This is a genomic window from Pseudomonas sp. D1-36 (assembly GCF_051132205.1).
Taxonomy (GTDB): Bacteria; Pseudomonadota; Gammaproteobacteria; order Pseudomonadales; family Pseudomonadaceae; genus Aquipseudomonas.
Genome location: NZ_CP071674.1, coordinates 997,798 through 1,015,798 on the forward strand (window position 1 = coordinate 997,798; position 18,001 = coordinate 1,015,798).

Here is an 18,001-nt window from a genome sequence, read left to right on the forward strand (position 1 = left end):
CACGCTTTGTTCGAACGGTTGCAAGGCTGGACATAAAATGTGGTGTTTTACCTTAAGCCAGGCTTAACGGGCGGGGGGTTGGCCTTGGGCGCCTGACGCTTGCAGTGATATAGTTCGCCGCCGGTTCGTGTGCCCGGCGGTACCGGCATTTGTCGGCTGGCCTGGGCATTCGGATATGAGGCTGCATCGCAAGGAGTTTAGATGAGTGCCGACAACGCCTACGCGGTCGAGCTGAAGGGACTGTCCTTCAAGCGAGGGACGCGCAGCATTTTCAATGACATCGATATTCGCATCCCGCGCGGCAAGGTGACCGGCATCATGGGGCCTTCCGGGTGCGGAAAGACCACGCTGCTGCGGCTGATGGGGGCACAACTGCGCCCTAGCGCCGGCGAAGTCTGGGTCAATGGCGAGAACCTTCCAAAGTTGTCGCGCAGCGATCTGTTCGATGCGCGCAAGCATATGGGGGTGCTGTTCCAGAGCGGCGCGCTGTTTACCGACCTCGATGTGTTCGAGAACGTGGCGTTTCCCCTGCGGGTCCATACCGAACTGCCGGACGAAATGATCCGCGACATCGTTTTGCTCAAGCTGCAGGCCGTCGGGCTGCGCGGGGCTCTGGATTTGATGCCGGATGAACTGTCCGGTGGCATGAAGCGTCGCGTGGCGTTGGCGCGGGCCATCGCCCTCGATCCAAAAATCCTCATGTACGACGAGCCCTTTGTTGGCCAGGACCCCATTGCCATGGGCGTGCTCGTGCGGTTGATCCGCCTGCTCAATGACGCCCTGGGCATCACCAGCATCGTGGTGTCCCACGACCTGGCCGAAACCGCGAGCATCGCCGACTACATCTATGTCGTTGGCGATGGCCAGGTGCTGGGGCAGGGTACGCCCAAGGAATTGAAGGATTCGGACAACCCACGCATTCGCCAATTCATGAAAGGTGACCCGGACGGTCCGGTGGCGTTTCATTTTCCGGCCACGGATTACCGTACCGATCTGCTGGGGAAGCGCTGATGCGCAAGAAATCATTAATAGAAAGAATTCGCCTGTTCGGCCGTTCCGGCATCGACGTGCTGGCCGTGCTGGGGCGTTCCACGCTGTTCCTGATGCACGCACTGCTCGGACGCAATTCGACCGGAGGCGGTTTTGGCCTGCTGGTCAAGCAATTGCATTCGGTGGGGGTGATGTCCCTGGTGATCATCGTCGTCTCGGGCATCTTCATTGGCATGGTACTGGCGCTCCAGGGCTTCAGCATCCTGTCCAGCTATGGATCGGAGCAAGCGGTCGGGCAAATGGTCGCGCTGACCTTGTTGCGCGAGCTCGGGCCCGTGGTGACGGCGCTGCTGTTCGCTGGGCGTGCCGGGTCGGCGTTGACCGCTGAAATCGGCAACATGAAGTCCACCGAGCAGTTGTCCAGCCTGGAAATGATTGGTGTCGACCCACTCAAGTACATCATTGCCCCGCGCCTGTGGGCCGGCTTCATCTCGCTGCCGGTGCTGGCGATGATCTTCAGTGTCGTGGGGATCTGGGGAGGCTCCTGGGTGGCCGTCGATTGGCTGGGGGTCTATGAAGGTTCCTACTGGTCCAACATGCAGAACAGCGTCGACTTTCTCGACGATGTGCTCAACGGTGTGATCAAGAGTGCCGTATTCGCTTTCGTGGTCACCTGGATCGCCGTGTTCCAAGGTTATGACTGTGAGCCCACGTCAGAGGGGATCAGCCGTGCCACAACCAAGACCGTGGTCTATGCCTCGTTGGCCGTCCTGGGCCTTGACTTTATTCTGACCGCCTTGATGTTTGGAGATTTCTGATGCAAAACCGCACCCTGGAAATCGGTGTCGGCCTTTTCTTGCTGGCTGGCATCCTGGCTTTGCTGCTGCTGGCCCTGCGAGTCAGTGGACTGGCGCCGACCGCGAGCACCGATACTTATAAACTTTATGCTTATTTTGACAATATCGCCGGTTTGACGGTCAGAGCCAAGGTAACCATGGCCGGTGTCACCATCGGCAAGGTCACGGCAATCGATCTGGACCGCGACAGTTTCACCGGTCGGGTAACGCTGCAACTGGAAAAGCGGGTGGATAACCTGCCGACTGACTCCACTGCATCGATTCTCACGGCTGGGCTGTTGGGCGAGAAATACATCGGTATCAGCGTGGGTGGGGAAGATGCCTTGCTCAAGGACGGTGGGACCATCCACGATACACAGTCGTCCCTGGTGCTCGAGGACCTGATCGGTAAATTCCTGCTCAATACCGTGAACAAAGACGCCAAATGAGGAGCTATTGAATGATCTCTATCCTGCGACGCAGCCTGCTGGTCTTGCTGGCGGCCCTGCCGCTGATGGGCAATGCCGTGGCGGCGCCTTCGGCGCACGACATCATCAAGACCACCACGGATCAACTTCTGGCGGATCTCTCTGCCAATAAGGAAAAGTACAAGCAGGACCCGGGTGCGTTCTATGAATCCCTGAACCGTATCGTCGGGCCGGTCGTGGATGCCGATGGCATTTCCAAGAGCATCATGACCGTCAAATACTCGCGCAAGGCTACGCCCGAGCAGATGACCCGCTTTCAGGAAAACTTCAAGCGCAGCCTGTTCCAGTTCTATGGCAACGCCTTGCTCGAGTACAACAACCAGGGCATCACGGTCGATCCGGCCAAGGATGAGTCAGGTGATCGCACCAGCGTCGGCATGACGGTCAAGGGCAATAACGGCGCCGTATATCCGGTGTCCTACACGCTCGAGAAAATCAGCGGCGAGTGGAAAGTACGCAACGTGATCATCAACGGCATCAACATCGGCAAGTTGTTCCGCGATCAATTCGCCGATGCGATGCAGCGCAACGGCAACGACCTGAACAAGACCATCGACGGTTGGGCGGGTGAAGTCGCCAAGGCGAAGGAAGTTGCCGAAGATGCCCAAGAGAAGCAGCAACAATGAATGCGTCGGTGAGTGAGTCGGCCATTCGCCTGGGCGAGTCTGGCGAGTTGCTGCTCAGTGGCGTGCTGGATTACCGCACCGGCCCGGGTTTGCGCAAGCAGGGCCAGGCGTTGATCCAATCCGCCAAGGCCGCCGAGTTGGTCATTGACTGCTCGGCGGTGGAGAAGTCCAGCAGCGTCGGTCTGTCCCTCCTGCTGTGCTTCATGCGCGACGCCAAGGCCGCCGGCAAGACGTGGAGCATCCGTGGGATGCCTGAGGACATGCGCGAAATAGCCCAGGTCAGCGAATTGACCGAGCTGTTGGAGCACCCCTGATTCACAACTTCGTAAAAGCCCCCCGTCAGAGTCCTGCTTCGCGGGGTTCGCAGGCGCGGGGCTTTTTTGTATGATGTGCGACCCGTGCGCACAGGGCGCCGATTGAGGTTGAGCATGCAGGCTGTAGAAGTGAAGAGCTTCCTTGAAGGAAAGCTGCCTGGTACGCAGGTGGAAGTTGAAGGCGAAGGCTGCAATTTCCAGCTGAACGTGATCAGCGATGAACTGGCGGCGTTGAGCCCGGTGAAGCGTCAGCAGAGCATCTATGCCCATTTGAACCCATGGATCGCCGATGGCAGTATCCACGCGGTCACTATGAAATTTTTCAGCCGCGCGGCCTGGGCCGAGCGCACCTGAGCCCAAGGGCGTCGAGATTCTTATGGATAAATTGATTATTACCGGCGGCGTTCGCCTCGATGGCGAAATCCGTATTTCCGGAGCAAAGAACTCCGCGCTGCCGATCCTGGCCGCGACGCTGCTGTGCGATGGCCCTGTGACCGTGGCCAACCTGCCGCACCTGCACGACATCACCACGATGATCGAGCTGTTCGGCCGCATGGGCATCGAACCTGTGATCGACGAGAAACTCGCCGTCGAAATCGACCCACGTACCATCAAGACCCTGGTCGCGCCGTACGAACTGGTCAAGACCATGCGTGCCTCGATCCTGGTGCTCGGCCCGATGGTCGCCCGTTTCGGTGAAGCCGAAGTGGCGCTCCCTGGCGGTTGCGCCATCGGTTCGCGTCCAGTGGACCTGCACATCCGTGGCCTGGAGGCCATGGGCGCGGTGATCGATGTCGAGGGCGGCTACATCAAGGCCAAGGCCCCTGAAGGGGGCCTGCGTGGCGCGCATTTCTTCTTCGATACCGTCAGCGTGACCGGGACCGAGAACATCATGATGGCCGCCGCATTGGCCAAGGGCCGCAGCGTGCTGCAAAACGCCGCTCGCGAGCCCGAGGTGGTGGACCTGGCGAACTTCCTGATCGCCATGGGCGCCAAGATCAGCGGCGCTGGCACCGACACCATCACCATCGATGGCGTCGAGCGACTGCACTCGGCCACTTACAAAGTGATGCCGGACCGTATTGAAACGGGCACCTACCTGGTTGCCGCCGCCGTCACCGGCGGCCGCGTCAAGGTCAAGGACACCGATCCGACCATCCTTGAAGCTGTGCTGGAAAAACTCAAGGAAGCTGGCGCCGAAGTCACGTGCGGCGAAGACTGGATCGAAGTGAACATGCACGGCAAGCGGCCGAAAGCCGTCAACGTGCGGACCGCTCCATACCCAGCGTTCCCGACCGACATGCAGGCGCAGTTCATCTCCCTCAACGCCATTGCCGAAGGCACGGGCGCGGTGATCGAGACGATCTTCGAAAACCGCTTCATGCACGTCTATGAGCTGCACCGCATGGGCGCCAAGATCCAGGTCGAAGGCAACACCGCCATCGTCACCGGCGCCGAGAAACTCAAGGGCGCGCCGGTCATGGCAACCGACCTGCGGGCCTCGGCCAGCCTGGTGATCTCGGCCCTGATCGCCGAGGGCGATACCCTGATCGACCGCATCTACCACATCGACCGTGGCTACGAGTGCATCGAAGAGAAACTGCAGATGCTCGGCGCCAAGATCCGTCGCGTGCCGGGCTAGTTCCGGCTGCATGGCACAAGGATGTGCCAGGATTTCGTTTCAAATCGAGGGTGGTTGCGCCCTCGATGTATGTCCGGCGCCGCTTGCGACCGGGCATGAGTACCTTGATTAGGACTGACGTTTCCCATGTTGACCATCGCACTGTCCAAGGGCCGCATCCTTGACGACACCCTGCCGCTTCTGGCTGAAGCGGGCATTGTGCCGACCGAGAATCCGGACAAGAGCCGCAAGCTGATCATCCCCACGACCCAGGCCGACGTGCGCTTGTTGATCGTGCGCGCCACCGATGTGCCGACGTACGTGGAGCATGGCGCCGCCGACCTGGGCGTTGCCGGCAAGGACGTACTGATGGAATACGGCGGCCAGGGTTTGTACGAGCCGCTGGACCTGCGCATCGCTCGCTGCAAGCTGATGACCGCTGGCAAGGTCGGCGCGCCCGAGCCCAAAGGGCGCCTGCGGGTCGCGACCAAGTTCGTCAACGTTGCCAAGCGCTACTACGCCGAACAAGGCCGCCAGGTCGACATCATCAAGCTCTACGGCTCGATGGAGCTGGCGCCGTTGATCGGCCTGGCGGACAAGATCATCGACGTGGTCGACACGGGCAACACCCTGCGCGCCAACGGCCTGGAACCCCAGGATTTCATCGCCGACATCACCTCCCGGCTGATCGTCAACAAGGCTTCGATGAAAATGCAGCACGCCCGTATCCAGGCTTTGATCGATACCCTGCGCAAGGCAGTGGAATCGCGACACCGCGGCTGATTCACCTGCGCGACCTTGAGTCGCGCCCGTCTATCCGCGTCATAGCCAATTTTCTCAGGTGCCCCCGCGAATGGACTGGTAGCTTAGGGCGCCTGAGCATTTGCCATTAATGAGGCCCTCGCTATGACCGCTCCCACCTCGATTCGCCGACTCAATGCTGCCGACCCGGATTTCGCACATCATCTGGATCATCTGCTGAGCTGGGAGAGTGTGTCCGACGACTCGGTCAACCAGCGGGTGCTGGACATCATCAAGGCCGTGCGCGAGCGTGGCGACGATGCCTTGGTGGAATTCACACAGAAGTTCGACGGCCTGCACGTGGCGTCGATGGCCGACCTGATCCTGCCGCGCGAGCGTCTGGAACTGGCCTTGACCCGAATCACCGTGGCCCAGCGCGAAGCCTTGGAAAAAGCCGCGTCCCGGGTACGCAGTTATCACGAGCGGCAGAAACAGGATTCGTGGAGCTACACCGAGGCCGACGGCTCGGTGCTGGGCCAGAAGGTCACGCCGCTGGACCGCGCCGGCTTGTACGTGCCGGGTGGCAAAGCGTCCTATCCGTCCTCGGTGCTGATGAACGCGATCCCGGCCAAGGTCGCCGGCGTGACTGAAGTGGTCATGGTTGTCCCGACCCCGCGCGGCGAAATCAACGAACTGGTGCTGGCTGCCGCCTGCATTGCCGGCGTGGACCGGGTGTTCACCATCGGCGGTGCCCAGGCCGTGGCCGCGTTGGCCTATGGCACGCAAAGCGTGCCGCGGGTCGACAAGGTAGTCGGTCCGGGCAACATCTATGTCGCCACTGCCAAGCGCCACGTGTTTGGTCAGGTCGGCATCGACATGATTGCTGGCCCTTCGGAAATCCTCGTGGTGTGCGACGGTCAGACCGATCCGGACTGGATCGCCATGGACCTGTTTTCCCAGGCCGAGCATGACGAAGATGCCCAGGCCATCCTGGTCAGCCCGGACGCCGAATTTCTCGACAAAGTGGCCGCCAGCATCGACAAGTTGCTGCCGACCATGGACCGCGCCGAGATCATCAACACCTCCATCAATGGCCGTGGTGCCCTGATCAAGGTCGATGACATGGAACAGGCCATCGAAGTCGCCAACCGCATCGCGCCGGAGCACTTGGAACTGTCGGTTGCCGATCCCCAGGCTTGGCTGCCGAAGATCCGCCATGCCGGCGCGATCTTCATGGGCCGTCACACCTCCGAGGCGCTGGGCGACTATTGCGCCGGACCGAACCATGTACTGCCGACCTCCGGCACCGCGCGCTTCTCGTCGCCGCTGGGGGTTTATGACTTCCAGAAACGCTCCTCGATCATTTTCTGCTCGGAGCAGGGCGCGTCCGAACTGGGCAAGACCGCGTCGGTGCTGGCCCGTGGCGAATCGCTGAGCGCCCACGCCCGCAGCGCCGAATACCGCATCAAAGACGAACGGAAGGGGAACTGAAATGAGTAGATTCTGGAGCCCGTTCGTCAAGGACCTGGTGCCGTATGTGCCAGGCGAACAGCCGAAGCTGACCCGCCTGGTCAAGCTCAACACCAACGAGAATCCCTATGGCCCATCGCCCAAGGCCCTCGCGGCGATGCAGACCGAACTCAATGACAACCTGCGCCTGTATCCGGACCCCAATAGCGATTTGTTGAAAAGCGCCGTCGCCCGGTATTACGGTGTGCAAACCAACCAAGTGTTCCTGGGCAACGGTTCGGACGAGGTGCTGGCGCACATCTTCCACGGTCTGCTTCAGCACAACCAACCGGTGTTGTTCCCGGACATCAGCTACAGCTTCTACCCGGTCTATTGCGGGCTGTACGGCATCGCGTTCGACGCGGTGCCGCTGGATGAACAGTTCCGGATCGACCCGACGGATTACGCCAAGCCGAACGGCGGGATCATCTTCCCCAACCCGAACGCGCCGACCGGCTGCCTGCTGGCGCTTGACGCGGTCGAGCAGATCCTCAAGGGCAGCCCGGATTCGGTGGTGGTCGTCGACGAGGCTTACATCGACTTTGGTGGCGAAACGGCCATCAGCCTGGTGGATCGGTATCCGAACCTGCTGGTCACGCAGACGCTGTCCAAGTCTCGCTCGTTGGCGGGATTGCGAGTGGGCCTGGCGGTGGGGCATCCGGATCTGATCGAAGCGTTGGAGCGGATCAAGAACAGCTTCAACTCCTATCCGTTGGATCGTCTGGCAAATGTCGGTGGCGCGGCGGCGTTCGACGATCGCGAGTATTTCGACCGAACCTGCCGGTTGGTGATCGAGCACCGCGAGTGGGTGGTGGCCAAACTGGAGGCCAGGGGCTTTGAAGTGCTGCCATCGGCGGCCAACTTCATTTTCGCTCGTCACCCCCGGTACGACGCAGCGGGGTTGGCGGCGAAACTGCGTGAGCAGGGCGTGATCGTGCGGCACTTCAAGCAGGAGCGCATCGCGCAGTTCCTGCGGATCAGCATCGGTACGCCGGAGCAGAACCAGGCGCTGATCGACGGCCTAGGCGAGCTCTAAAGCGCTGCATGGATCCTGTGGGAGCGGGCTTGCTCGCGAAGGCTGTGTGTCAGTTAACGCCTGGATGACTGACCCAACGCCATCGCGAGCAAGCTCGCTCCCACATTGATTTCAGGGCGTCCTAACGATCAGCGACACTGAAATCCTTTGTGGGAGCGAGCTTGCTCGCGATAGTGGCCAGATCAGCTCCCACAATTTCAGCGCTTACTCGTGATGCGGCTCGCCAAGGAACGTCAGCGACGTAAACACCCCGCGCGTCGCGACATCCTTATTGTCCTTGAGCGGGATTTCCATCTGCGCGGCAATGACATTCAACCCTTCATTACGTACCGGTACCTTGGCCCGTCCCTCGGCGTCGGTTTGCGTGGTGACAGTACCTGGCGCGCTGCGATAGTCGCCTACCAGTTTCACGCCAGCGGCAGGTTTACCATCGATCAGCACCCGCACCGGCAAAGGCTGGTCGGGGCCGACGGTCAGTGGGTCGACTTCCGGTACGATGACGAACTTGATCTGATCCAGTTTCGGCAGCTTCGCTCCCGGCTCATAGATCGCCAGGCTGTACTTGAAGGTCTGGGTCGATTCGATCGCCCCGGGTACCTTGCTGCGGCCTTCGTTGATCCACTTCTTGTCGGCGGTCTGTGACCACATGCCGTTGTCCAGGGCGACGGCCAGCACGGCCGGCGGCTTGAGGGGTTGCAGGCGAGCGTGGTCCGGCAGACGCTCCACGGTGACGGGGATCATGTTGCCGCCCAGGTCGTAGGCCCAGGCGCCACTGATTTTCTTCGCCTTGAAGGCGTTGTCCTCGGCGCCGTGACCGTAGATCACTTCGATGTTGCCGCGTCGCTGTTCTGTCCACAGGCCATGGGCCGAAGCCTGGGTGGCCAGGAGCAGGGCGAGCAGGGTGAAGGTCTTGGGGTATTTCATGCTGACTTCCTTATAGATTGGGGGTGAGGCTGACAGTGAAGTTGCGTGGATCACCGGGCGTGACCCAGTAATTGCTGTAGGAGCGTTCGTAGTATTTTTCGTCGAAAATGTTGTTCAGGTTCAGGCCCCGAGGTCGACCATCCCCCGTACTTCAAGTTGAGTAATGCTGTCGTGCCAATTGTTGTCTCGCTCACGGTAACGACGGTTCACCGTGTGGCCGTCGGCATTCAACGGGCGCGCTTCGGAAGCGAATCCCCAGAGTTCACCCTGCTTGTAATGGCTGGCCAGATGCACATTGATGGCATCCAGTTCCAGGGGCTGGATTTCTTCGGCAAAAGCCGGATCGCCGAGCAACCCCAGGGTGAGGCTGGCAATGGAAATCCGTTTCAGAGATGACATGTTATGTTGTTCCAATTTTTAGCATTGAAACAATATAACACTACTAATGAGAATTTATGCTATCTGTAATTTCAGGTGTGGTTGTGGTCGCTGGATATCGAGAAGATGTGGCGAGGGGATAAATCCCCTCGCCAAGTAATCTCGCCAAAGTGGCGTGCTTACTGTTCTTCTTTAAGCACCACCGGCGCGGGTGGCGGGCGCAGGCCAATCTCAGCCGTGAGCTTGAGTTCCTTGCCGTTGCGCATGACCTGAATCGTGACCTTGTCGGTGGGTTTGATCCGCGCCACCTGGTTCATCGAGCGCCGGCCATCGCCGGCCGGTTCGCCGTCGATGCTCAGGATGACATCACCCAATTGCAGGCCTGCCTTCTGCGCCGGACCGTCGCGGAAGATGCCCGCCACCACGATGCCGGGTCGCCCGGACAAGCCGAACGACTCCGCCAGTTCCTGGGTCAGCGGTTGGACCTCGATGCCCAGCCAGCCACGAATCACCTGGCCGTGTTCGATGATGGACTTCATTACCTCCATGGCCAGCTTCACCGGAATGGCAAAACCGATGCCCTGGCTGCCACCGGATTTGGAAAAGATCGCCGTGTTGATCCCGGTGAGATTGCCGTTGGCATCCACCAGGGCGCCACCGGAGTTGCCAGGGTTGATGGCAGCGTCTGTCTGGATGAAATCTTCGTAGTTGTTCAGGCCCAGTTGGTTTCGGCCGGTGGCGCTGATGATGCCCATGGTCACGGTCTGGCCAACGCCGAACGGGTTGCCGATTGCCAGGGTCACGTCGCCGATTCGGATGCTGTCGGAACGGCCAATGGTGATCGCGGGGAGGTTCTTCAGATCGATCTTCAGTACCGCGAGGTCGGTTTCCGGATCGCTGCCGATCACCCGGGCCAGGGTTTCACGGCCGTCCTTGAGTGCTACCACGATCTGGTCGGCACCGCTGGTGACGTGGTTGTTGGTCAGGATATAACCTTCCGGGCTCATGATCACACCCGAGCCCAGGCTCGACTCCATGCGCTTCTGCTTGGGCGAGTTGTCGCCGAAAAAACGCCGGAATTGCGGGTCTTCAAACAGCGGGTGGTTGGGCTTGTTGATGACTTTGGTGGTGTACAGGTTCACGACCGCCGGCGCCGCCAGGGTGACCGCGTCGGCATAGGACACCGGCCCCTGCTGCGGCGCCTTGGCTTGGGGCGCTTGTTGCAGGTTGACGTCGAGGCTTGGCAGCCCGACCCATTCCGGGTAGCGCTGGATAATCAATAAAGCGACAAGCACGCCGGCCAACAGCGGCCAGCCGGAAAAACGCAGCGCCTTGAACATTAAGCACGTCCTACAAAGGTTGCAGGCGGGATGGGACCGCCCATAATGTCGCGCATTATACGAGGCCGCGCGCGCCTCTGGACGGGATATTTAGGAGTCTTTTCATGGCCGTCGCCCTGAACACCCTGGTAGAAGAAGCGGACCGTTACCTGGCAAGCAGCCGGATCGCCGATTATTGCCCTAACGGCTTGCAGGTCGAAGGCGCCCCGCAGGTGATGCGTATCGTCAGCGGCGTGACGGCCAGCCAGGCGTTGCTCGATGCTGCCGTGGAGGCCGAGGCCGACCTGGTCCTGGTGCATCACGGCTATTTCTGGAAGGGCGAGAATCCCTGCATCACCGGGATGAAGCAGCGGCGCCTGAGAACCTTGCTCAAGCACGATATCAGCCTGCTGGCCTATCACTTGCCCCTGGACTTGCATGCCGAAGTCGGCAACAACGTACAACTTGCCCGACAACTGGACATCACCGTCGAAGGGCCGCTGGATCCGGATAATCCAAAGATCGTCGGCCTCGTGGGTTCTCTGTCCGAACCGATGACGCCTCGGGATTTCGCCCGCAAGGTCCAGGAAGTCATGGGCCGCGAGCCGTTGCTGATAGAAGGGGAACAGATGATCCGCCGAGTCGGCTGGTGTACCGGTGGCGGCCAGGGATACATCGACCAGGCGGTACTGGCCGGCGTCGATCTGTACCTCAGTGGCGAGGCGTCCGAGCAGACCTTCCACAGCGCGCGGGAAAACGGCATCAGCTTCATCGCCGCCGGGCATCATGCGACCGAGCGCTACGGCGTCCAGGCGCTGGGCGACTACCTGGCGCGGCGTTTTGCGCTGGAACACATCTTCATCGACTGCCCGAATCCGATCTGAGCCACTGATTGCCCCCTGTGGGAGCGAGCCTGCTCGCGAAAGCGTTATACCAGACACATTGATATTGACTTAGACACCGCCTTCGCGAGCAGGCTCGCTCCCACAAAAGACCAATGCGGCACCCGAACCGGCAGGCATATCCATATGCTGTTTCGATCTAGTTGGCGCCCTGATTAGAAGAGGTCGCTGTGCTAGGATTCCCCGCTCGAACACGGCCCGCTGGCCGTTCATAAGAAAGCTTTCGTGAGTAGCCATGGTCGACAAACTGACGCATCTGAAACAGCTGGAGGCGGAAAGCATCCACATCATCCGCGAGGTGGCCGCCGAGTTCGATAACCCGGTGATGCTGTACTCCATCGGTAAAGACTCCGCCGTGATGCTGCACCTGGCACGCAAGGCGTTCTTCCCCGGCAAGCTGCCGTTTCCGGTGATGCACGTCGACACCCGGTGGAAATTCCAGGAAATGTACAAGTTCCGCGACCGCATGGTCGAAGAACTCGGCTTGGACCTGATCACCCATATCAACCCGGACGGCGTGGCGCAGAACATCAACCCGTTTACCCACGGCAGCGCCAAGCACACCGACATCATGAAGACCGAGGGCCTGAAACAGGCGCTCGACAAGCATGGTTTCGACGCAGCCTTCGGTGGCGCCCGTCGTGATGAAGAGAAGTCCCGCGCCAAGGAGCGCGTCTACTCGTTCCGCGACAGCAAGCACCGCTGGGACCCGAAGAACCAGCGCCCGGAGCTGTGGAACGTCTACAACGGCAAGGTCAACAAAGGCGAGTCGATCCGCGTCTTCCCATTGTCGAACTGGACCGAGCTGGACATCTGGCAGTACATCTACCTCGAAGGCATCCCGATCGTGCCGCTGTACTTCGCCGCCGAGCGTGAAGTGATCGAGAAGAACGGCACGCTGATCATGATCGATGACGAGCGCATCCTCGAGCACCTGTCCGACGAAGACAAAGCCCGAATCGTCAAGAAGAAAGTACGTTTCCGTACCCTTGGCTGCTACCCGTTGACGGGCGCGGTGGAGTCCCAGGCCGAGAGCCTGACGGACATCATCCAGGAAATGCTCCTGACGCGAACTTCCGAGCGCCAGGGCCGGGTCATCGACCACGATGGCGCAGGCTCGATGGAAGATAAAAAACGTCAGGGTTATTTCTAAGGGGTTGTCATGTCGCACGCATCTGATTTGATCAGCGAGGACATCCTCGCCTACCTGGGCCAGCACGAGCGTAAAGAGCTGCTGCGCTTTTTGACCTGCGGTAACGTCGATGACGGCAAGAGCACCCTGATCGGGCGCCTGCTGCACGACTCCAAGATGATCTATGAAGATCACCTGGAAGCCATTACCCGTGATTCGAAGAAAGTCGGCACCACCGGTGACGATATCGACCTGGCGTTGCTGGTCGATGGTCTGCAGGCCGAGCGCGAGCAAGGCATCACCATCGATGTCGCCTACCGCTATTTCTCCACCGCCAAGCGCAAATTCATCATCGCCGACACCCCCGGCCATGAGCAGTACACCCGCAACATGGCCACCGGTGCTTCCACCTGTGACCTGGCGATCATCCTGGTGGATGCCCGCTACGGCGTGCAGACCCAGACCCGTCGCCACAGCTTCATCGCCTCGTTGCTAGGCATCAAGCACATCGTCGTGGCCATCAACAAGATGGACCTCAAGGACTTCGACCAGGGCGTGTTCGAGTCGATCAAGGCCGACTACCTCAAGTTCGCCGAAGGCTTGAAGATGAAGCCCACCAGCATGCACTTCGTGCCGATGTCGGCCCTCAAGGGCGACAACGTGGTGAACAAGTCCGAGCGCTCGCCGTGGTACACCGGCCAGTCGCTGATGGAAATCCTCGAGACCGTGGAAGTGGCGGGCGATCGCAACTTCACCGACCTGCGTTTCCCGGTGCAGTACGTCAACCGTCCGAACCTGAACTTCCGCGGTTTCGCCGGCACCCTCGCCAGCGGCATCGTGCACAAGGGCGACGAAGTGGTGGTGCTGCCTTCCGGCAAGAGCAGCCGCGTGAAATCCATCGTCACCTTCGAAGGCGAGCTGGAGCACGCCGGCCCGGGTCAGGCTGTCACGCTGACCATGGAAGACGAGATTGATATCTCCCGTGGCGACCTGCTGGTGCATGCCGACAATGTCCCGCCGGTCACCGACAGCTTCGAAGCGATGCTGGTGTGGATGGCCGAGGAGCCGATGCTCCCGGGCAAGAAATATGACATCAAGCGCGCCACGAGCTACGTGCCCGGTTCGATTGCCAGCATCGTCAACAAAGTCGATGTGAACACCCTCGAGGAAGGTCCGGCCAGCGCGTTGCAACTCAACGAAATCGGCAAGGTGAAGATCGCCCTGGATGCGCCGATCGCCTTGGACGGTTACGAGAGCAACCGCACCACTGGCGCGTTCATCGTCATCGACCGTCTGACCAACGGCACCGTGGGCGCGGGCATGATCGTGGCCCAGCCGCTGGCCCACGGCAGCAGCACGCACCACGGCAAACTGGCCCATGTGTCGGTGGAAGAACGTACCCAGCGCTTCGGCCAGCAGCCGGCCACGGTGCTGTTCAGCGGCCTGTCGGGCGCGGGCAAGAGCACGTTGGCCTATGCGGTGGAACGCAAGCTGTTCGACATGGGCCGTGCGGTGTTTGTACTCGATGGCCAGAACCTGCGCCACGACCTGAACAAGGGGCTGCCGCAAGACCGTGCCGGACGTACCGAGAACTGGCGTCGCGCGGCTCACGTCGCCCGTCAGTTCAACGAAGCCGGCCTGCTGACCCTGGCTGCGTTCGTCGCGCCGAGTGCCGAAGGCCGTGAACAGGCCAAGGACTTGATCGGCCGCGAGCGCCTGGTGACCGTCTACGTCCAGGCCTCGCCAACGGTATGTGCCCAGCGCGATCCACAAGGGCTGTACGCGGCTGCCGGCGATAACATTCCGGGCGAGTCGTTCCCATACGACGTGCCGCTGGATGCCGACCTGGTGATCGACACCCAGTCGCTGACGTTGGAAGAAAGCGTCAAGCAAGTGCTGGATCTGCTGCGCAAGCGTGGCGCGATCTAAGCAACGCCGCTGTAAATGAAAAGCCCGCGGATGAGTGATCATCTGCGGGCTTTTTCGTTTATCTGGAGTTCGACTCGATCAACTGTGGGAGCGAGCCTGCTCGCGATGGCGGTGGTTCAGTCTCCATCTATGCCGGCTGAAACCGCAATCGCGAGCAGGCTCGCTCCTACAAGGAGTTCAGTGGCGGTCTGGATATTCCCGATGCATCTGCTCAAGCAATGCATCCTTGTCCTGCCACAGCTGGTTGATCCAACCCTGGAACTCCAGGCGATATTCCCCGTCCTGGTCGTAGCTTTTGCCAATGAACTGCGGCGGTATCTTCAGCTCCTGGAAGTGCACCACCACCTCGCCAACGTTGCCGCAGAGCAAATCCCAATACCCCGGGCGGCCGCCCGGATAATGAATCGTCACGTTGATGATCGACTCCAATTGTTCGCCCATCGCATCGAGCACAAACGCGATGCCGCCGGCCTTGGGCTTGAGTAGGTAGCGAAACGGTGATTGCTGCTGGGCATGCTTGCTTTCGGTGAAGCGCGTGCCCTCAACGAAATTGAAAATACCCACCGGGTTGTTGCGGAATTTCGCACAGGTCCTGCGGGTGGTTTCCAGGTCCTTGCCTTTCTTTTCCGGATGTTTTTCCAGGTAAGCCTTGGAGTAACGCTTCATGAACGGGAAGCCCAGTGCCCACCAGGCCAGGCCAATCACCGGCACCCAGATCAGCTCTTGCTTGAGGAAAAACTTCAACGGTCGGATGCGTCGGTTCAGCACGTACTGCAACACCATGATGTCGACCCAGCTTTGATGATTGCTGGTGACCAGATATGAGTGTTGGTAGTCCAGGCCTTCCAGCCCGCTGATATGCCAGCGGGTACGGCGCAACAGGTTCATCCAGGCCTTGTTGTTGCTGATCCAGGCTTCGTGGATATGGCTCATCAGCCAGTCGGTAATACGCTGGGCAGCGGGGAAGGGCAGCAACAGTTTGAAGATCGCCACGATGAACAGCGGCGTGCAGCAGGCGATGGTGTTCAACGCCAACAGCAGCGAGGCGATCACGCCCCGTACAGGGGGAGGCAGGAAATCCAGCATTTAAATATCCAGAGGTCGGTTGGCGGCTTGAATCGCGGTCAAGGCGATGGTGTAGACGATGTCATCGACCTGGGCGCCACGCGGCAAGTCATTCACGGGCTTGCGCAGACCTTGCAGCATTGGCCCGAGGCTGACGCAATCGGCGCTGCGCTGCACGGCCTTGTGGGTGGTATTGCCGGTATTGAGGTCCGGGAAAATGAACACGGTGGCCCGACCTGCGACCTGGCTGTTGGGCGCCAGTTGCCGTGCCACGGCTTCGTTGGCGGCGGCATCGTATTGCAGCGGGCCGTCGATCAACAGCCCCTGTTGCGCCTCATGGGCCAGCAGCGTTGCTTCGCGGACCTTTTCCACTTCTTCGCCGCTGGCCGACTCACCGCTGGAATAGCTGAGCATCGCGACCCGTGGCGTGATGCCGAACGCCGCGGCGGAGTCGGCGCTTTGCAAGGCGATCTCGGCCAGTTCCGCAGCGCTTGGGTGCGGGTTCATCACGCAATCGCCGTACACCAGCACTTCCTCGGGAAACAGCATGAAGAATACCGACGACACGAGCGAACAGCCCGGCGCGGTCTTGATCAATTGCAACGCCGGGCGGATGGTGTTGGCGGTGGAGTGGATGACGCCGGAGACGAGCCCGTCCACTTCATCCAGCGCCAGCATCATGGTGCCGATCACCACGGTGTCTTCCAGTTGCTGCTCGGCCATGGGAGCGTTCAGGCTTTTGCTCTTGCGCAGCCGCACCATGGGCTCGACGTAACGCTCGCGAATCACATCCGGGTCGAGAATCTCCAGCCCCGGCGGCAGTTCGATACCCTGGGCGCGGGCCACGGCCTCGACGTCGGCCGGTTTTGCCAGCAACACGCAGCGGGCGATGCCCCGCGCCTGGCAAATGGCGGCGGCTTGCACTGTCAGCGGTTCGCTGCCTTCCGGCAATACGATGCGTTTGTTGGCAGCCTGGGCGCGCTGGATCAGTTGATAGCGGAACACTGCCGGTGACAGGCGCATCTCCCGTGGCGTGCCGCAGCGCTGGTGCAGCCATCTGGCGTCCAGGTGGCTGGCGACAAAATCGGTGATGATTTCCGCGCGTTCGCGGTCATCGATGGGGATTTCCTTGTTCAAGCCGTTGAGCAGATTGGCGGTGTCGTACGAGCCGGTGCTCACCGACAGCACTGGCAACCCGGCCTGCAACGCACCGCGGCAAAGGTCCATGATGCGTGGATCGGGCAGGGTGTCGCTGGTCAGCAGCAGGCCGGCCAGCGGTACGCCGTTGATCGCCGCCAGGCTCACGGCGAGGATGATGTCGTCGCGATCACCAGGGGTCACCACCAGTACGCCGGGCTTGAGCAGTTCCACGGTGTTGCGCATGGTGCGGGCGCAAATGATGATGTTGCTCATGCGCCGCGTTTCGTAGTCGCCGGCATTGAGCACCTGCGCGCCCATCAGGTCGGCCACGTCGCGGGTACGCGGGGCGTTGAGCTCGGGGCGAAACGGGATGCAGCCGAGCAGGCGGAAGTCGCCGCTGCGCAGCAACGGCGAATGTTCCTTCAGGCGCGCGGTGAACGCCTCCATGCTTTCGTCGGTGCGAACCTTGTTCAAGATCACGCCGAGGACTTTCGGGTCCTTGGGGCCGCCAAACAGTTGTGCCTGCAACTCGACGCGACCGGAAAGCTCCGTCAGCACTTCGTTTTCCGGCGCCGACACCAGAATCACTTCGGCGTCCAGGCTCTTGGCCAGGTGCAGGTTGACCCGGGCGGCGTAGCTCGCGCTGCGGGTCGGGACCATGCCCTCGACGACCAGTACGTCCTTGCCGACGGCGGCCTGCTGGTAGAGTGTGATGATTTCTTCCAGCAGCTCATCGAGCTGGCCATCGCCGAGCATGCGCTCCACGTGAGCCAGGCCCAGCGGTTGCGGTGGCTTGAGGCCGTGGGTGCGGGCCACCAGTTCGGTGGAGCGTTCCGGGCCGGTATCGCCAGGATGAGGCTGGGCAATGGGTTTGAAAAAGCCGACTTTGAGCCCGGCCCGTTCCAGGGTACGCACCAGCCCGAGGCTGATGGAGGTCAGGCCCACGCCAAAATCGGTGGGTGCGATAAAAAAAGTTTGCATGCGGATTCTCTAAGGGTGCATGGCCAGTGCCCTGTATTTGCGAAACAGGGCACCAGGGCGCGACCTATGA

At 60.8% G+C, this 18,001-nt stretch carries 18 protein-coding genes; 13 read left to right on the plus strand and 5 right to left on the minus strand.

The features are described 5' to 3' along the window. Positions 1 to 201: 201 nt before the first annotated feature. The 10 genes from J3P76_RS04420 to hisC all read left to right on the plus strand — a co-directional run bounded on the left by J3P76_RS04420 (position 202) and on the right by hisC (position 8,161). Positions 202 to 1,011: an ATP-binding cassette domain-containing protein gene (locus J3P76_RS04420; protein ID WP_434701583.1), complete on the plus strand. Its 810-nt coding sequence runs from the start codon at positions 202 to 204 to the stop codon at positions 1,009 to 1,011. Continuing rightward, positions 1,011 to 1,808 (plus strand): lipid asymmetry maintenance ABC transporter permease subunit MlaE, encoded by a 798-nt coding sequence (gene mlaE / locus J3P76_RS04425; protein ID WP_420765513.1) that lies wholly within the window; start codon positions 1,011 to 1,013, stop codon positions 1,806 to 1,808. The genes J3P76_RS04420 and mlaE overlap by 1 nt, the downstream gene beginning before the upstream one ends. Next, complete coding sequence (gene mlaD, locus J3P76_RS04430; RefSeq protein ID WP_420765512.1) at positions 1,808 to 2,275, plus strand: outer membrane lipid asymmetry maintenance protein MlaD; 468 nt, start codon at positions 1,808 to 1,810, stop codon at positions 2,273 to 2,275. The genes mlaE and mlaD overlap by 1 nt, the downstream gene beginning before the upstream one ends. Positions 2,276 to 2,286: 11 nt before the next feature. Further along, positions 2,287 to 2,940: an MlaC/ttg2D family ABC transporter substrate-binding protein gene (locus J3P76_RS04435; RefSeq protein ID WP_420765511.1), complete on the plus strand. Its 654-nt coding sequence runs from the start codon at positions 2,287 to 2,289 to the stop codon at positions 2,938 to 2,940. 8 nt (positions 2,941 to 2,948) lie between these two features. After that, positions 2,949 to 3,254: an STAS domain-containing protein gene (locus J3P76_RS04440; protein ID WP_434702020.1), complete on the plus strand. Its 306-nt coding sequence runs from the start codon at positions 2,949 to 2,951 to the stop codon at positions 3,252 to 3,254. Positions 3,255 to 3,368: 114 nt separating this feature from the next. After that, positions 3,369 to 3,608, plus strand: coding sequence for a BolA family protein (locus tag J3P76_RS04445; RefSeq protein ID WP_003221710.1), 240 nt, complete (start codon positions 3,369 to 3,371; stop codon positions 3,606 to 3,608). A gap of 22 nt (positions 3,609 to 3,630) precedes the next feature. Continuing rightward, positions 3,631 to 4,896, plus strand: a complete 1,266-nt coding sequence (gene murA / locus J3P76_RS04450) for a UDP-N-acetylglucosamine 1-carboxyvinyltransferase (protein WP_144922830.1) — start codon at positions 3,631 to 3,633, stop codon at positions 4,894 to 4,896. A 126-nt stretch (positions 4,897 to 5,022) separates the two neighbouring features. Beyond that, positions 5,023 to 5,658: an ATP phosphoribosyltransferase gene (gene hisG, locus J3P76_RS04455; protein WP_047699553.1), complete on the plus strand. Its 636-nt coding sequence runs from the start codon at positions 5,023 to 5,025 to the stop codon at positions 5,656 to 5,658. Positions 5,659 to 5,781: 123 nt separating this feature from the next. Continuing rightward, positions 5,782 to 7,107 carry a histidinol dehydrogenase gene (gene hisD / locus J3P76_RS04460; protein WP_434701584.1) on the plus strand — a complete coding sequence of 442 codons (1,326 nt, stop codon included), beginning with the start codon at positions 5,782 to 5,784 and terminating at the stop codon, positions 7,105 to 7,107. A gap of 1 nt (position 7,108) precedes the next feature. Continuing rightward, on the plus strand, positions 7,109 to 8,161 hold the full coding sequence (gene hisC, locus J3P76_RS04465; protein WP_434648945.1) for a histidinol-phosphate transaminase: 1,053 nt from the start codon (positions 7,109 to 7,111) through the stop codon (positions 8,159 to 8,161). A gap of 204 nt (positions 8,162 to 8,365) precedes the next feature. On the opposite strand, the gene J3P76_RS04470 is transcribed toward hisC, so the two are convergent. From J3P76_RS04470 to algW, 3 genes are all read right to left on the minus strand, one after another. Then, positions 8,366 to 9,085 carry a DUF4198 domain-containing protein gene (locus tag J3P76_RS04470; protein WP_434701585.1) on the minus strand — a complete coding sequence of 240 codons (720 nt, stop codon included), beginning with the start codon at positions 9,083 to 9,085 and terminating at the stop codon, positions 8,366 to 8,368. A 120-nt stretch (positions 9,086 to 9,205) separates the two neighbouring features. Continuing rightward, positions 9,206 to 9,484, minus strand: a complete 279-nt coding sequence (locus J3P76_RS04475) for a hypothetical protein (protein ID WP_434611704.1) — start codon at positions 9,482 to 9,484, stop codon at positions 9,206 to 9,208. 158 nt (positions 9,485 to 9,642) lie between these two features. After that, the gene (gene algW, locus J3P76_RS04480) at positions 9,643 to 10,803 is read right to left on the minus strand and encodes a Do family serine endopeptidase AlgW (RefSeq protein WP_420765507.1); all 1,161 of its coding nucleotides are present in this window, start codon (positions 10,801 to 10,803) and stop codon (positions 9,643 to 9,645) included. Between the two features lie 104 nt (positions 10,804 to 10,907). On the opposite strand from algW, the gene J3P76_RS04485 reads away from it, so the two are divergent. The 3 genes from J3P76_RS04485 to cysN all read left to right on the plus strand — a co-directional run bounded on the left by J3P76_RS04485 (position 10,908) and on the right by cysN (position 14,745). Next, positions 10,908 to 11,666 (plus strand): Nif3-like dinuclear metal center hexameric protein, encoded by a 759-nt coding sequence (locus J3P76_RS04485; protein WP_434560621.1) that lies wholly within the window; start codon positions 10,908 to 10,910, stop codon positions 11,664 to 11,666. A gap of 253 nt (positions 11,667 to 11,919) precedes the next feature. Beyond that, the gene (gene cysD, locus J3P76_RS04490; RefSeq protein WP_434675861.1) at positions 11,920 to 12,837 is read left to right on the plus strand and encodes a sulfate adenylyltransferase subunit CysD; all 918 of its coding nucleotides are present in this window, start codon (positions 11,920 to 11,922) and stop codon (positions 12,835 to 12,837) included. Positions 12,838 to 12,846: 9 nt separating this feature from the next. Beyond that, on the plus strand, positions 12,847 to 14,745 hold the full coding sequence (cysN, locus tag J3P76_RS04495) for a sulfate adenylyltransferase subunit CysN (protein WP_420765505.1): 1,899 nt from the start codon (positions 12,847 to 12,849) through the stop codon (positions 14,743 to 14,745). 177 nt (positions 14,746 to 14,922) lie between these two features. Here the strand turns inward: cysN and J3P76_RS04500 are convergent, their stop codons facing one another. Continuing rightward, positions 14,923 to 15,831: an acyltransferase gene (locus tag J3P76_RS04500; protein ID WP_434701586.1), complete on the minus strand. Its 909-nt coding sequence runs from the start codon at positions 15,829 to 15,831 to the stop codon at positions 14,923 to 14,925. Then, positions 15,832 to 17,931, minus strand: a complete 2,100-nt coding sequence (pta, locus tag J3P76_RS04505) for a phosphate acetyltransferase (RefSeq protein ID WP_420765503.1) — start codon at positions 17,929 to 17,931, stop codon at positions 15,832 to 15,834. Between the last annotated feature and the right edge of the window lie 70 nt (positions 17,932 to 18,001).

Bases quoted from the DNA above. Each gene is read 5' to 3' on its own strand.
- J3P76_RS04420 (WP_434701583.1), top strand. From the start codon at position 202: ATGAGTGCCGACAACGCCTACGCGGTCGAGCTGAAGGGACTGTCCTTC.
- mlaE (WP_420765513.1), top strand. From the start codon at position 1,011: ATGCGCAAGAAATCATTAATAGAAAGAATTCGCCTGTTCGGCCGTTCC.
- mlaD (WP_420765512.1), top strand. From the start codon at position 1,808: ATGCAAAACCGCACCCTGGAAATCGGTGTCGGCCTTTTCTTGCTGGCT.
- J3P76_RS04435 (WP_420765511.1), top strand. From the start codon at position 2,287: ATGATCTCTATCCTGCGACGCAGCCTGCTGGTCTTGCTGGCGGCCCTG.
- J3P76_RS04445 (WP_003221710.1), top strand. From the start codon at position 3,369: ATGCAGGCTGTAGAAGTGAAGAGCTTCCTTGAAGGAAAGCTGCCTGGT.
- murA (WP_144922830.1), top strand. From the start codon at position 3,631: ATGGATAAATTGATTATTACCGGCGGCGTTCGCCTCGATGGCGAAATC.
- hisG (WP_047699553.1), top strand. From the start codon at position 5,023: ATGTTGACCATCGCACTGTCCAAGGGCCGCATCCTTGACGACACCCTG.
- hisD (WP_434701584.1), top strand. From the start codon at position 5,782: ATGACCGCTCCCACCTCGATTCGCCGACTCAATGCTGCCGACCCGGAT.
- hisC (WP_434648945.1), top strand. From the start codon at position 7,109: ATGAGTAGATTCTGGAGCCCGTTCGTCAAGGACCTGGTGCCGTATGTG.
- J3P76_RS04470 (WP_434701585.1), bottom strand. From the start codon at position 9,085: ATGAAATACCCCAAGACCTTCACCCTGCTCGCCCTGCTCCTGGCCACC.
- J3P76_RS04475 (WP_434611704.1), bottom strand. From the start codon at position 9,484: ATGTCATCTCTGAAACGGATTTCCATTGCCAGCCTCACCCTGGGGTTG.
- algW (WP_420765507.1), bottom strand. From the start codon at position 10,803: ATGTTCAAGGCGCTGCGTTTTTCCGGCTGGCCGCTGTTGGCCGGCGTG.
- J3P76_RS04485 (WP_434560621.1), top strand. From the start codon at position 10,908: ATGGCCGTCGCCCTGAACACCCTGGTAGAAGAAGCGGACCGTTACCTG.
- cysD (WP_434675861.1), top strand. From the start codon at position 11,920: ATGGTCGACAAACTGACGCATCTGAAACAGCTGGAGGCGGAAAGCATC.
- cysN (WP_420765505.1), top strand. From the start codon at position 12,847: ATGTCGCACGCATCTGATTTGATCAGCGAGGACATCCTCGCCTACCTG.
- J3P76_RS04500 (WP_434701586.1), bottom strand. From the start codon at position 15,831: ATGCTGGATTTCCTGCCTCCCCCTGTACGGGGCGTGATCGCCTCGCTG.
- pta (WP_420765503.1), bottom strand. From the start codon at position 17,931: ATGCAAACTTTTTTTATCGCACCCACCGATTTTGGCGTGGGCCTGACC.